The sequence below is a fragment of the Allobosea sp. P4_H5 genome (genome assembly GCF_056400825.1).
Map to the genome: position 1 here is coordinate 87,498 of NZ_JBFUKM010000010.1, position 13,611 is coordinate 101,108.

Below are 13,611 nucleotides of genomic sequence, written 5' to 3' on the forward strand. Positions count from 1 at the left end.
CCTCCATGCTTTCTCTCGTACGTCACGAACGCCCAGCCCGCGGCCGGCGCCGGCCTGTCGCCGTCCTGGCTGGGATCGCCGCGCTGCTCGTCCTCTCGAACGGGGCAGTGCGCGCCAATGACGATGACGACGATGACGACACCAAGCGGGTCCTGACCGATCCGACGCCGGCCAAGGGCTGGATCATCACGCTGGGCGGCTCCTTCCAGGTCGGCCCGAAATATGACGGGGCAAACTCCGCCGGACCGTCCTTCATGCCGTCGCTGTCCTGGCGCCGCGTCGGCGAGCCGGCCGGGTTCAGTGCGCCCGACGACAGCCTGGACTACGCCATCTACGACACCGATCGCTTCGATGTCGGCGTTGTCGGCGCCTATCGCTCCGGCCGCTATTCGGGTTCGAGCATCCGGCTTCTGGGCATGCGCGACGTGCCCTGGGCGATCGAGGCCGGCGTCTTCGCCGAATACTGGGTCATTCCCGAGCGGCTGCGCACCCGCGTCGAGGTCCGCCAGGGCTTCAACGGCCATCATGGCGTGGTCGCCGATTTCTCGGCCGATTGGGTCGAGCGCTTCGGCGCCTTCACCTTCGCCGTCGGCCCGCGCGCCTCGCTCGGCAGCGCCTCCTATATGCGCCGGAACTTCGGCGTCCTGCCGGGAGAGGCTGCGCTCAACGGCACGATTTCCGCCTACAAGCCCGGCGCCGGCGCCAAATCGGTCGGCCTGGCCTCGTCGCTGGAATATGCGTGGTCGCCGAGCTTCTCGACCACGCTGTTCGCCCGCTACGACCGGCTGGTCGGGGACGCGGGCAACTCGCCGCTGGTCGACAAGCTGGGGCAGCGTAACCAGTTCTCGGTCGGCATCGGCGCGAGCTATTCCTTCAACATCGGCGGCTGAAGGCCGACCGGCGGGCGCTCAGGGCACCAGGATCACGCCCGAGCTGGCGAAGGAGAGCCAGACCGGCGTGCCTGGCAGCAGCATGTCGTCGACATCGTGACTGATGACGAAGAGCTCGCCCACGGCGGTCTCGATCATCAGGTCGAGATGGTTGCCGAGATAAGCGCATTTGCGGACATTGCCCGGCAGCGCGCCCTGGCTTTCATGGCGCGAGACCAGGAGGCTCTGCGGCCTGATCGCTGCCTTGGCGGGTCCCGGTTGCAGGCCGCGCGCCGGCAATGAGACGCTGGCCGGCCCGATCGCCACTTCTGCACGCCCGTCGGCAACTGATTTCACGGTGACGTCGACCATGTTGGCATCGCCGATGAAGTCGGCGACGAAGGCGTCGGCGGGTTCCTCGTAGAGCTGGCGCGGCGTGCCCTGCTGGGCGATGCGGGCATTCGACATCACGATGATGCGGTCGGAGACGGCGAGCGCCTCCTCCTGATCGTGCGTGACATAGGCGACGGTGAGGTTGAGCGCCTGCTGCAGCTCGCGGATCTCCTCGCGTACGCGGCGGCGCAGCTTGGCGTCGAGATTGGAGAGCGGCTCGTCGAAGAGCAAGACCTGCGGTTCCAGCACGAGGGCGCGGGCGACGGCGACGCGCTGCTGCTGGCCGCCTGAGAGCTCCGAGGGAAAACGCTTCTCGAAACCCTTGAGGCCGACCAGCGCCAGTTTCTCCAGCGCCATTTCCTGCGCCTTGGCCTTGGACAGGCCCTTCACGGTCGGGCCGTAGGCGGCATTCTCCAGCACGTTCATATGCGGGAAGAGCGCATAGGACTGGAAGACCATGCTGACGTCGCGATCGGCGGCGGAGAGCCGGGTGACGTCCTTGTCGCCAATCAGGATCTGGCCCTCGCTGGCGATCTCCAGCCCGGCGATCATGCGCAGCGTCGTGGTCTTGCCGCAGCCGGAGGGGCCGAGCAGCGTGACGAGCTTGCCCGCCTCGATCGAGAAGCTGACATTGTCGACCGCCGTCACCGCGCCATAGCGCATGCTGACATTGCGGAACTCGACTGAGGCGGGGCCGGCCTTGGGCATGGCTGCAACGTATCCTTACTTGATCGGCTCGGCGGCGGAGGAGGCGAGGGCGGGCGTGGTGCTGCGCCGGCCGAGCTTGCGCTCGCCGACGCCGAGCTGGATCAGGCTGATACCGATCGCCATCACCACGATCAGCACCGAGGAATAGGCGATGGCGAGGCCGAACTCGCCGGCCTCGACGCGGCCGACGATATAGGCGGTGGCGAGATTGTACTCGGCCGAGACCAGGAAGATCACGGCGCTGACCGTCGTCATGCTGCGCACGAAGCTGTAGATCAGCGCGGCGACGAGGGCCGGGCGCAGCAGCGGCAGCACCACCCGCCAGAGCGTGGTGAAGCTGCGGGCCGACAGCGTCGCCGAAGCCTCGTCCAGGCTCTTGTCGATCTGCGACAGCCCAGCGATGCCGGAGCGCACCCCGACCGGCATGTTGCGGAAGACGAAGGCGATGATCAGGATCAACCCGGTGCCGGTGATCTCGACCGGCGGCACGTTGAAGGCGAGGATATAGGCGACGCCGAGCACCGTGCCGGGGATGGCGAAGCTCAGCATGGTCGCAAATTCCAGCATGCCGCGGCCGGCGAAGCGCTGGCGCGTCAGGAGATAGGCGGTGAGCAGGCCGATGATCGCGGTCAGCGGCGCCGAGATCGCCGCGAGCTTCAGCGTGGTGAAGAAGGACGGCCAGGCCGAGCCGTCGAAATAGAGCCCGCGGCTGAAATCGATCGAGAAGCCGGTGATGTAGTGCTGCAGCGTCGGGGTGTGGTCGCGCCCCATCGTCTTCACGAAGCCGCCCATCAGAATGACGACGTAGATGACAGCAGTCAGCGCCACCCAGGGCACGATCACAAGAGCCGAAATCCAGGTGATCCGGCGCGGCAGCGGCGTCGGCAGGCCGGAATCGCCCTTGCCGGTGACGGTGGTGTAGGACTTGCCGCCGAGCCAGTATTGCTGCGCCCAGAAGGCGGCGAGCGTGAAGCCGAGCAGGACGATGGCGAGCACCGCTGCCTGGCCCTGGTTATGCGCGGCGCCGACCACGGCGAAGAAGATCTTGGTCGAGAGCACCTCGAAATTGCCGCCGAGCACCAGCGGATTGCCGAAATCGGCCATGCTCTCGACGAAGCCGAGCAGGAAGGCATTGGCGAGGCCGGGCCGCAACAGAGGCCAGGTCACTGTGCGGAAGGTCGTCCAGCGCTTGGCGCCGAGCGTCTGCGAGGCTTCCTCCAGGCTCGGCGCGATGCCCTGCACGACGCCGATCAGCACCAGGAAGGCGATCGGTGCGAAGGCGAGGACCTGGGCGAGCAGCACGCCGGGCAGGCCGTAGATCCAGCGCGAGCGCGGAATGCCGAACCAGTCGAACATCAGCGTCGAGAACAGGCCGGAACGGCCGAAGAGCAAGATCAGCGCGAGGCCGATGACGAAGGGCGGCGTGATGATCGGCAGCACGGTGAGCAGGCGCATGGCCCGCTTGCCGGGCATGCCGGTGCGCAGGATCAGCAGCGCGCAGGCGAGGCCGAGCAGAGTGGTGATCAGGCCGGTCAGCACCGCCAGAACCAGCGTGTTCCAGGCGACGCCGCAATTGGTGTTGGCGCTGAGGCAGCCCAGCCCCCAGATCGTCGAAGAGAACAGGCGCTCGATGAACTCGCCGAGGACGAGGGCGCCGCTGGAATCGACCAGAGCGCTGCGCAGGATCACTGCGACCGGCAGGAAGATGAAGGTGACGATCAGCATGATGACGATGCCGATCGAGGACGTGGTGAAGAGGTCGCCACGGCACAGGCCGCGATAGGCGAGGCCGTGGCAGAGCAGCAGGAGCAATGAGACGAGGGTGACGAGCGCGCCGAAGCCCATGCCGGGCTGGACGGCGCCGCTGCCGCCGAGCAGGGCAGCCAGCGCCGGCATGCCCTGGTCCTTGAGCGTGACGGCAAAGCCCTGGGCGAAGAAGACTGCGAGGCCGGCAACGCCGATCCAGGCCAGGAGCTTGCCGGTGCCGGCATTCTCCTGCCGGAGGCTAAGCAGGCTGGCGAGGAGAAGGGCGATGCCGACCGGCAGGAGCCATGGCGCCGCCCCCGAGAGCACGAGCGCCAGCGCCGTGCCGGCCTTGCCGAACGGATAGCCGGAAAGGCTCATCCCCTCGGGCAGATACCAGGGGATGAGTGCATAGCCGAGCCAACCGGCCAGCAGCGCAAGCCTCGTCGCGGGACGCATCGTCTCTCGCCTCTCGTCTCAGATGTCAGCGGTCAGGATGCGCTTACTTGGACGGCTCACTTCGGCAGCGCCTTGATCTCCTTGTCCCACTTCGTCAGCAGCCGGACGCGCTCGGCCGAGGAGCCGTATTTGACGAAGTCGTACTTGATCAGCTTCATGTCCGACATCTTCGGCGCCTGGGCCGGAACCGGCGCGTTCTTGTTCGACGGCACCTGATAGGACTTGGCCGGCGCGGCGAGCGCCTGTGCCGCCGGGGTCAGCGCCCAGTCGTAGAACTTCTTGGCGTTGTCGAGATTGCGCGCGCCCTTGACGATCGACATCGAGCCGATCTCGTAGCCGGTGCCCTCGCAGGGGGCGACGGCCTTGATCGGGTCGCCCTGCACGGCGAAGACGACGGCGTCATGGATGAAGACGATGCCGACGGCGGTCTCGCCGAGGCTCGCCGCCTTGGCCGGGGCGGCGCCCGACTTGGTGTACTGGCTGATGTTCTTGTGTAGCGCCCTGAGATAGTCGAAGCCCTTGTCCTCGCCCATCAGCTGCACGACCGTGGCGAGCAGGTTGTAGGCGGTGCCCGAGGAGTTGGGGTCGGCGACCTGGACGTCGTCCTTCAGCTTGGGATCGAGCAGGTCGGCCCAGCATTTGGGCTCGGCGAGGCCCTTGGCCTTGATCTGCTGGGTGTTGTAGCCGAAGCCGAGCGCGCCGGCATAAATGCCGACCGAACGCTTCTTGGCGGCTTCCCACTGCGCCAGCGCCCATTCGTGCAGGTCCTTGTTGGCGGGCGATTCATAGTCCTGCGTCAGGCCTTCTTCGGCTGCCTGCAGATGTGGGTCGCCGGTGCCGCCCCACCAGATGTCGCCGCGCGGATTGGACGATTCCGCCTTGAGCTGGGCGTAGATTTCGCCGGCGGACTTGCGGGTCATCGCGACCTTGATGCCGCTCTCCTTCTCGAAGGCGCCGCTCATGGCGCGGCACCACTCCTCCTGCACGCCGCAATACATGACGAGCGAGCCCTGGGCCTGGGCCGGAGCAGCGGCGAAGGCCGCGCTCGCAGCGGCCGCCAACAGCCCGGCGCGAAGCCAATGGTGTTTCTGCATATCTTCCTCCCGATTTTTGGTTCTGACTTGTTCTTGTTGGGTCGATAGTGACCGTTCGTTCGAAAAGATCAACGATCCCTGTGCCGGCTTACTATCCCGGTGATGCGTTCCAGCTCGGCCGTCAGCTCCGGGGTGCAGCATAGCACCGGGTTGCCGGCCTTGATCGCATCGCCTTTGAAGAAGTCGTTGATGTCGGCGCCGGCCTCGGTCGCGATCACCAGTCCGGCGGCGACGTCCCAGGCGTTGATGTGCAGTTCGGCATAGGCTTCGGTGCGGCCGATCGCGACATGGCAGAGGCCGAGCGCGCCCGAGCCCGAGCGCTTGACCGAGGCGCCGGCGGCGAAGCCGCGCCCGACCGTGGCGAGATAATCCTCATTGGGAATGCGGGTCGACCAGCCGAATTCGAGATAGGCACGGTGGATGTCGGCCGTGCCGGATACCTTGATCGGCTCGCCATTCATGGTCGCGCCGCGGCCGCGGCGGCCGAGATAGACCTCACCGAGGGCTGGTGCCGAGATGATGCCGATCTCGGGAATGCCGTTGAGCAAGAGGCCGATCGAGATGCACCAGGTGCGGTCGCCGCGGGCAAAGTTCGAGGTGCCGTCGATCGGATCGATGATCCAGACCGCATCGGCTGCTTCGCCGCCACCCTCCTCGCCGATCACGGCATCATCCGGAAACAGCACGGCGAGGCGCTCGCGCAGGAAGACCTCGACCGCGCCGTCGGCGACGGTGAGCCAGTCCTGCGCGCCCTTCATGCTGACGCCGAGGCTGTCCTTGCGGCTGAAATAGCCGAGCGCCAGCCGGCTTGCCTCATCGACGAGGCCGAGGACCGCATATTGGCGCAGGTCGAGTTCAGCAGGCGTCATCACAGCGCCTCGAGCGAGACGGCAACCGGCTTGCCGGTGCGACGGGATTCGGTCGCGGCATCGGCCAGGATCTGCGCCTTCAAGCCGTCGAGCCCGGAGGGCGAGGGCGCGCGCTTGTCGCGGCAGGCGCTGATGAAGGCATCGAGCTCGGCGCGATAGGCGGCGGCGTAGCGCTCCAGGAAGAAGTTCTGCACGGGATCGGCGCGGAAGCCGGCGCCGGTCGCGATCTCCACTGTGGTCTCGTGGATGTTGCCGGCGCGCAGCATGCCCTTGGAGCCGTGCACCTCGATGCGCTGGTCGTAGCCATAGGTGGCACGGCGCGAATTCGAGATCTGGGCAATGCGCCCGCTCGCGGTGCGCATCAGCACGGCGGCGGTGTCGACATCGCCGGCCTGGCCGATCGCCGGGTCGACCAGGGCCGAACCAAGCGCGAAGACCTCGACCGGCTCCTCGGCGAGGAGGAAGCGGGCCATGTCGAAATCATGGATCATCATGTCCCGGAAGAGCCCGCCCGAGCGCTTGACGTATTCGACCGGCGGCGGACCGGGGTCACGCGAGATCACGCTGACGATCTCGATCGCGCCGGCTTCCCCGGCGCGCAGGCGGCCTTCGAGAGCGGCGAAGTTCGGATCGAAGCGGCGGTTGAAGCCGATCATCAGCGGCTTGCCGGACTTCGAGACCACCTCGAGGCAGCGGCGGATGCGGCCGGCGTCGAGATCGACCGGCTTCTCGCAGAACACGGCCTTGCCGGCTGAGACGGCGGCCTCGATCAGGTCGGCATGGGTGTCGGTCGGCGTGCAGATCACCACGGCGTCGATGCCGCCGTCGGCGAGGATCGCGTCGGTCGTCGCGACCTTGGCGCCGGAGGCCTGGGCGAGGGAGGCGGCAGCCTCGGCGGACGCGTCGGAGAGCACGACCAGCTGCGCATCGGAGCGCGCCGCGACGTTGAGCCCGTGAATGCGCCCGATCCGGCCGGCGCCCAGCAATCCAAATCTCATCACGTCCGTGGTCCTGCAGTTCGAGAGTGCTCCGGCGCCTCAGTCGTGCGCGCCGAGAATGGTCTGGTCGAAGTCGACATTGGCGCCGGTCATCAACCCCGATTCGGATGACGCCAGATAGGCGACGGCCTTGGCGACCTCGCGTGGATCGATCAGGCGGCCGAAGGGACGGCCGGCCTGCGCCTTCTCAAGCCAGCCATCCTGCGCATCATGGCGCAGTCGCATGATCGCGTCCTCGCCGGGCGTCGCCATCCAGCCGATATTGAGGCCGTTGACGCGGATGCGATCCGACAGGAGCCCATAGGCGGCGTTCTTGGTCAGCGTCGCCAGCGCGCCCTTCGAGACGCTGTAGGCGGACAGGAAAGGCTGGCCGCCATGGGCCGACATCGACTGGATGTTGACGATCGCGCCCTGGATGCCCTGCTTGCGCATCAGGGTCGCGGCGTCCTGGATCAGGAAGAAGGGAGCGGTCAGGTTGACCGCCATGATCCGGGCGTAGAGCTCGGGGCTGGTGTCGAAGATCGTGCCGCGGTCGGTGTCGCCGGCCGCATTGACGAGGATGTCGAGCCGGCCGAAAGCTTTCTCCGCGGCCGGGACGATTCCGCGGACCGCGTCGAGATCGGCAAGGTCAGCGGCGTGGAAGAGGGCGTTGCAGCCGGAGGCCTTCAGGCTGTTGGCGACCGCTTCGCCACGCTCGCGATTGCGGCCGGTGAGCACGAGGCCTGAGGCGCCGCGCGTGGCGAATTCCCGGGCGATCGCCTCGCCCAGGCCCTGGCTGCCGCCGGTGACGACGGCGACCTTGCCGTCGAGGTCGCGGCGAAAGTCGGTTGGCTCAGACAACTCGGTCTCTCCCTGGGAGCGCCACTGTCACAATGGCACATTATTTTTATTGCGCTTGACTAATGGAACAAACATTCCATTCTCTGGCGGCGCAAGTCAAGGCCGCGAGAGCCCCTGTTCCCGATGACATCGCCACTGCAACAGGAAACGCCAAAGGACGATTTCGACGGCTTCGTCGCCCTGCTGCGCGAGCGCGGGCCGAGCCTGCCGAAACGGCTGCGGCAGGTCGCCGATTACGCACTCGCCAATCCCGACGATATGGCGCTCAGCACCGCCGCGCAGGTGGCGCAGCAAGCCGGCGTGCAGGCCTCGACATTGGTGCGCTTCGCCCAGGCGCTCGACTATTCCGGCTTCAGCGAATTGCAGCAGCTTTTCCGCTCGCGGCTGCGCCAGCAATTCCCGGACTATCGCGACCGAGTGGCGGCCTTGCGCGACGAGGGCGCGGCGGGGCCGAATATGGCGCAGGTGCTGCTCGACGGTTTCGTCGAGGCCAGCCGCAGCTCGCTGACGCGGCTGCAATCGACCGTGAAACATCATGACGTCGACAGGGCGACCGACCTGCTCGCCGGGGCGGAGACGATCATCCTCATCGGCGCGCGCCGGATGTTCGCGGTGGTGTCCTATCTCGCCTACGCCTTCGGCAAGCTCGGCATCCGTGCTGTGCTGGTCGACAATATCGCTGCGCTCGGGCCCGAGCAGGCGGCGATCGCGCGCCAGGGCGACGTCGTCGTCGCCGTCAGCTGCGCACCCTATACGCCGGCGACGGTCGCGATGGCGGCGCAGGCCCACGCCAAGGGCATCCCGGTGATCGCGATCACCGACAGTGCGCTCAGCCCGCTCGCCCAGCATTGTTCCCTGTGGCTCGAGGTCGAGGAGGCCGATTACGGCGCCTTCCGCTCGATGTCGGCCACCTTCGCACTCGCCATGACGCTCGCCGTCGGCACCGCCGAGAAAGCCCGTCCCGATGCCTGAACCCGTGCTCGACCTGATCTCGATCGGCCGCTCCTCGGTCGATCTTTACGGCCAGCAGATCGGCGGCCGGCTTGAGGACATGGCCTCGTTCTCCAAGGCGGTCGGCGGCTGCCCGACCAATATCGCGATCGGCACGGCCCGGCTCGGCCTGAAATCGGCGGTGATCACTCGCGTCGGCGACGAGCAGATGGGCCGCTTCATCCTGGAGCAGCTGCAGCGCGAGGGCGTCGAGACCAAAGGCGTCGTCGTCGATCCCAAGCGCCTGACCTCGCTCGTGATCCTCGGCGTGCGCGACGAGAAGACCTTCCCGCTGATCTTCTACCGCACCGATTGCGCCGATGCGGCGCTCGACGAAAGCGAGATCGACGAGGCCTTCATCGCCTCGGCCAAGGCAGTCGTCGTCACCGGCACGCATTTCGCCATTCCCAACGCCGCCAAGGCGCAGCGCAAAGCGATCGCGCTCGCTCGCAAGCATGGCCGCAAGGTCGTGTTCGACGTCGACTACCGGCCCAATCTCTGGGGGCTGGCCGGGCACGGCGCGGGCGAGGAGCGCTATATCCGCTCGGACAGCGTCACCCAGCATCTCCAGGCGATCCTGCCGGAGTGCGACCTGATCGTCGGCACCGAGGAGGAATTGCACGCCGCCGGCGGCTCGGAGGACACGCTCGCCGCGATCCGCCATATCCGCGCGCTGAGCAAGGCGACGATCGTCTGCAAGCGCGGGCCGATGGGTTGCGTGGTGTTCCCGGGGGCCATCCCCGCCTCGATCGAGGACGGTATCAAGGGGCCGGGCTTCCCGGTCGAGGTCTATAATGTCCTGGGGGCGGGTGATGCCTTCATGTCCGGCTTCCTGCGCGGTTATCTCAGCGACCAGCCGATCGAGACCTGCTGCACATGGGCCAATGCCTGTGGCGCCTTCGCCGTCTCGCGCCTGCTCTGTTCGCCGGAGAGCCCGACCTTCGCAGAGCTGCAATTCTTCCTGAAGCATGGCTCGCCGCACCGGGCGCTGCGCCATGACGTGGCGATCAACCATGTCCATTGGGCGACGACGCGCCGGCCACAGGCGCCGACGCTGATGGCGCTCGCCATCGACCACCGCTCCCAGGTCGAGGCGATGGCGGATGAGGCCGGCGTGCCGCGCGAGCGCATCCAGCTCTTCAAGCGGCTCGCCGTCGATGCCGCGGCGCGGATCGCCAAGGGGGCTGAGGGCTTCGGCATGCTGCTCGACGGGCGCCATGGCCGCGAGGCGCTGTTCCGAGCTGGGGATCACGGCTTCTGGGTGGCACGGCCGCTGGAAGTGCCGGGTTCGCGGCCGCTCAGGCTCGAAACCGATGCGGATGGTTCGCTCGGGGCGGTGCTGAACGAATGGCCGGTCGACCATGTCGTCAAGGTGCTGGCCTTCTATCATCCCGACGACGATGCGGCGCTGAAGGCCGAGCAGGAAGCGACACTGAAGCGCGTCGCGCTCGCTTGCCGACAGGTCGGCCGCGAATTGCTGGTCGAAATCATCTGCTCGAAAAATGGGGTGGTCGGCGACGACACCATGGCGAGTGTCATGCGCCGGCTCTACGAAATCGGCATCAAGCCGGACTGGTGGAAGCTGGAGGGACAGCCGAGCGCGGCAGCCTGGGCTGGCGTCGATGCCGCGATCGCCGAGAACGATCCCTATTGCCGCGGTGTCGTGTTGCTCGGCCTTGATGCGCCATTGCCGGAACTGGAGCAGGCCTTCAGGCTGGCGCAGACCGCGAAGACGGTGAAGGGTTTTGCTGTCGGGCGCTCCATCTTCGGCGAGGCGGCGCGCGGCTGGCTTGCGGGCGCGCTCGACGACGAGGCCGCGACCGCGATGATGGCCGGGCGCTTCGGCCGGCTGGTCGACGCCTGGCAAGCGCGCTGAGGAGATTGCGATCATGAGCACGGTACGGCTCACCATGGCGCAGGCGCTGGTGGCAGCGATGGCCGCGCAGAAGACGGTCGTCGGCGGCCGGACACTGCCGCTTTTCGCCGGTGTCTGGGCGATCTTCGGCCATGGCAATGTCGCAGGCCTCGGCGAGGCGCTGCATGGCGCGCGCGATATCCTGCCGACGCTGCGCGCCCATAACGAGCAGGCGATGGCGCACTCCGCGATTGCCTTCGCCAAGGCCTCGCGCCGGCGCCGGATGATGGCGGTGACGAGCTCGATCGGGCCGGGTGCCACCAATATGGTGACCGCGGCAGCGGTCGCGCATGTCAATCGCCTGCCACTGCTCCTGCTGCCGGGCGATGTCTTTGCTGGCCGCCGTCCCGATCCTGTGCTGCAGCAGATCGAAGATTTCTGCGACGGCACCGTCTCCGCCAATGACTGCTTCAGGCCCGTCTCGCGCTATTTCGACAGAATCACCCGGCCGGAGCAGATCATCCCCGCCTTCGAGCGGGCGATGCAGGTGCTGACCGATCCGTCGGAATGCGGGCCGGTGACGCTGGCGCTGTGCCAGGACGTGCAGACGGAAGGCTTCGATTATCCTGAGAGCTTCTTCGCGGAGCGGATCTGGACGCCGCGCCGGACGCGTCCGGACGAGCACGAGCTGGTGCAGGCGGTCGCGCTGCTGAAAAGCGCGAAGCGGCCATTGGTCGTCGCTGGCGGCGGCACGCTCTACAGCGAGGCCGAGGGCGAGCTCGCGCGCTTTTGCCTGGCGCACGGCGTCCCGAGTGCCGAGACGCAAGGAGGCAAGAGCACCCTGCCGCATGACCACCCGCTCAATCTCGGCGCGATCGGCGTCACCGGCACCGGCGCTGCGAATGACGCAGCGAAAACAGCCGATGTCGTGCTCGCGATCGGCACGCGCCTGCAGGATTTCACCACCGGCTCGCGCGCGCTCTTCGCCGATCCCGGCTGCAGGATCATCGGATTGAACACCCAAGCCTTCGATGCCGGCAAGCATGGCGGGCAGCCGCTGGTGGCCGATGCCAAGGCGGGCCTCGCCGAACTGGCAGCCGCACTGGCGGGCTGGAAAGCGCCGGCCGGCTGGACGGCTCAGGCGCAGGCATCGCGCGATGCCTGGCTCACCACCGCCGCGCACTATACCGCGGCGAGCAATCAGGCCCTGCCGAGCGATGCGCAGGTTGTCGGCGCAGTGCAGCGCCAGAGCCGGGCGAGCGATGTCGTGCTCTGCGCCGCCGGCGGCTTGCCGGGCGAGTTGCACAAGCTCTGGCAGGCGGGCGCACCCGGCGGCTACCATATGGAATACGGCTATTCCTGCATGGGCTACGAGATTGCCGGCGGCCTCGGTGCGAAGCTCGCCGATCCGGCCCGCGAGGTCTTCGTCATGGTCGGTGACGGCTCCTATCTGATGATGAACTCGGAGATCGCGACCTCGGTGATGCTCGGCATCAAGCTCACCATCGTCGTGCTCGACAACCGCGGCTTCGGCTGCATCAACCGCCTGCAGAACGCGACCGGCGGTGCCTCCTTCAACAACCTCCTGCGCGATACCCGCCACGAGGTTCTGCCGGAGATCGACTTCGCCGCGCATGCCGGCTCGATGGGTGCGATCTCGCGCAAGGTTGCCGGTCTGGCGGAGCTTGAGACGGCGCTCGCCGAGGCGCGCGGCCACGACCGCACCAGCGTCATCGTCATCGACACCGACCCGTTGATCTCGACCGACGCTGGCGGGCATTGGTGGGAGGTCGCGGTGCCCGAGGTTTCGGTGCGCGATGAGGTCAAGGCGGCGCGCAAGCGCTATGACGGCGCGCTCGCCGCGCGCGACAACTGACTTAAAGAGGACGACATGCCTATCCGTATCGGCGCCAACCCCATCGGCTGGTCGAATGACGATCTCCAGGATATCGGCGGCGCGACGCCGCTCGAAACCTGCCTGGCCGAGGCCCGCGAAGCCGGCTTCGTCGGCATGGAGCTCGGTCACAAGTTCCCGCGCGAGCCGAAAGCGCTGAAGGCGGCGCTCGATCCGTTCGGCATGGCCTGCATCTCCGGCTGGTATTCGGCCGAGTTGCTGAAGCGCGATGCCGAGGAGGAGATGAAGCATCTGCGTGCCCATCTCGACCTGCTGAAAGCGATGGGCTCGACCGTTCTGGTCTTCGCCGAGACCTCGAACGCGATCCATGGCGATCGTTCAAAGCCTTTGTCGCAGCGTCCGGTGATGGCCGCTGGCGATTGGGCGGAGTTCGGCCGACGGATCACCGAGGTCGCCGAGCGCACGCTCGCCGAGGGCGTCAGGCTGGTCTACCACCACCATATGGGCACGATCGTCGAGAGCGAGGCCGATATCGACGCCTTCATGGCGGCGACGGGCGAGGCGGCGCATCTCCTGCTCGACACTGGCCATGCCACCTGGGGCGGGGCCGATCCGGTCAAGCTCGCCGAGCGCTATCGCACCCGCATCAGCCACTTTCATGCCAAGGATGTACGCAAGGGCGTGATGGAGCAGGCGCGCCGCGAGGATTGGAGCTTCCTCGACGCGATCCTCGGCAAGGGCAAGGAGCTCGGCGTCTACACCGTGCCAGGCGACGGCATGGTCGACTACCCCGCCGTGTTCAAGGCGCTGCCCGGCTATTCCGGCTGGGTCGTGGTCGAGGCCGAGCAGGATCCCGAGAAGGCGCATCCGCTGACCTATGCCAAGAAGGGTGTCGCCCATCTCAAGCAGAGCCTGAAGGAGGCCGGGCTCGTCTGAGC

11 protein-coding genes are annotated in these 13,611 nt (G+C 67.3%); 5 read left to right on the forward strand and 6 right to left on the reverse strand.

Features of this window, described 5'->3' with window-relative positions:
* Positions 1–5: 5 nt before the first annotated feature.
* Entirely contained in the window at positions 6–890 is an 885-nt protein-coding gene (locus tag AC1DS0_RS20560; RefSeq protein ID WP_476816144.1) for a MipA/OmpV family protein, read from the forward strand.
* Positions 891–908: 18 nt separating this feature from the next.
* On the opposite strand, the gene AC1DS0_RS20565 is transcribed toward AC1DS0_RS20560, so the two are convergent.
* The 6 genes from AC1DS0_RS20565 to AC1DS0_RS20590 all read right to left on the reverse strand — a co-directional run bounded on the left by AC1DS0_RS20565 (position 909) and on the right by AC1DS0_RS20590 (position 7,973).
* A complete protein-coding gene (locus AC1DS0_RS20565) occupies positions 909–1,970 on the reverse strand; it encodes an ABC transporter ATP-binding protein (RefSeq protein ID WP_476816145.1) in 1,062 nt (353 codons plus the stop codon).
* A 15-nt stretch (positions 1,971–1,985) separates the two neighbouring features.
* Entirely contained in the window at positions 1,986–4,172 is a 2,187-nt protein-coding gene (locus AC1DS0_RS20570; protein ID WP_476816146.1) for an ABC transporter permease, read from the reverse strand.
* A 56-nt stretch (positions 4,173–4,228) separates the two neighbouring features.
* Positions 4,229–5,266 (reverse strand): ABC transporter substrate-binding protein, encoded by a 1,038-nt coding sequence (locus AC1DS0_RS20575; protein ID WP_476816147.1) that lies wholly within the window; start codon positions 5,264–5,266, stop codon positions 4,229–4,231.
* A 68-nt stretch (positions 5,267–5,334) separates the two neighbouring features.
* Positions 5,335–6,135 (reverse strand): inositol monophosphatase family protein, encoded by an 801-nt coding sequence (locus tag AC1DS0_RS20580; protein WP_476816148.1) that lies wholly within the window; start codon positions 6,133–6,135, stop codon positions 5,335–5,337.
* Positions 6,135–7,136, reverse strand: coding sequence for an inositol 2-dehydrogenase (iolG, locus tag AC1DS0_RS20585; protein WP_476816149.1), 1,002 nt, complete (start codon positions 7,134–7,136; stop codon positions 6,135–6,137). Before iolG ends, AC1DS0_RS20580 begins: the two co-directional genes overlap by 1 nt.
* 36 nt (positions 7,137–7,172) lie before the next feature.
* Entirely contained in the window at positions 7,173–7,973 is an 801-nt protein-coding gene (locus AC1DS0_RS20590; protein ID WP_476816150.1) for an SDR family oxidoreductase, read from the reverse strand.
* A gap of 123 nt (positions 7,974–8,096) precedes the next feature.
* Here AC1DS0_RS20590 and AC1DS0_RS20595 point away from each other — a divergent pair, with 123 nt between their 5' ends.
* From AC1DS0_RS20595 to iolE, 4 genes are read left to right on the forward strand one after another with little or no spacing between them, the layout of a single operon-like run.
* Positions 8,097–8,945: a MurR/RpiR family transcriptional regulator gene (locus AC1DS0_RS20595; protein WP_476816151.1), complete on the forward strand. Its 849-nt coding sequence runs from the start codon at positions 8,097–8,099 to the stop codon at positions 8,943–8,945.
* Entirely contained in the window at positions 8,938–10,839 is a 1,902-nt protein-coding gene (locus AC1DS0_RS20600) for a bifunctional 5-dehydro-2-deoxygluconokinase/5-dehydro-2-deoxyphosphogluconate aldolase (RefSeq protein WP_476816152.1), read from the forward strand. Before AC1DS0_RS20595 ends, AC1DS0_RS20600 begins: the two co-directional genes overlap by 8 nt.
* A 13-nt stretch (positions 10,840–10,852) precedes the next feature.
* Entirely contained in the window at positions 10,853–12,694 is a 1,842-nt protein-coding gene (gene iolD / locus AC1DS0_RS20605; RefSeq protein ID WP_476816153.1) for a 3D-(3,5/4)-trihydroxycyclohexane-1,2-dione acylhydrolase (decyclizing), read from the forward strand.
* Between the two features lie 15 nt (positions 12,695–12,709).
* Positions 12,710–13,609 carry a myo-inosose-2 dehydratase gene (gene iolE / locus AC1DS0_RS20610; protein ID WP_476816154.1) on the forward strand — a complete coding sequence of 300 codons (900 nt, stop codon included), beginning with the start codon at positions 12,710–12,712 and terminating at the stop codon, positions 13,607–13,609.
* Positions 13,610–13,611 lie beyond the last annotated feature (2 nt).

Coding starts and splice junctions, on each gene's coding strand:
- AC1DS0_RS20560 (WP_476816144.1), top strand. CDS start 6: ATGCTTTCTCTCGTACGTCACGAACGCCCAGCCCGCGGCCGGCGCCGG.
- AC1DS0_RS20565 (WP_476816145.1), bottom strand. CDS start 1,970: ATGCCCAAGGCCGGCCCCGCCTCAGTCGAGTTCCGCAATGTCAGCATG.
- AC1DS0_RS20570 (WP_476816146.1), bottom strand. CDS start 4,172: ATGCGTCCCGCGACGAGGCTTGCGCTGCTGGCCGGTTGGCTCGGCTAT.
- AC1DS0_RS20575 (WP_476816147.1), bottom strand. CDS start 5,266: ATGCAGAAACACCATTGGCTTCGCGCCGGGCTGTTGGCGGCCGCTGCG.
- AC1DS0_RS20580 (WP_476816148.1), bottom strand. CDS start 6,135: ATGACGCCTGCTGAACTCGACCTGCGCCAATATGCGGTCCTCGGCCTC.
- AC1DS0_RS20595 (WP_476816151.1), top strand. CDS start 8,097: ATGACATCGCCACTGCAACAGGAAACGCCAAAGGACGATTTCGACGGC.
- AC1DS0_RS20600 (WP_476816152.1), top strand. CDS start 8,938: ATGCCTGAACCCGTGCTCGACCTGATCTCGATCGGCCGCTCCTCGGTC.
- iolD (WP_476816153.1), top strand. CDS start 10,853: ATGAGCACGGTACGGCTCACCATGGCGCAGGCGCTGGTGGCAGCGATG.
- iolE (WP_476816154.1), top strand. CDS start 12,710: ATGCCTATCCGTATCGGCGCCAACCCCATCGGCTGGTCGAATGACGAT.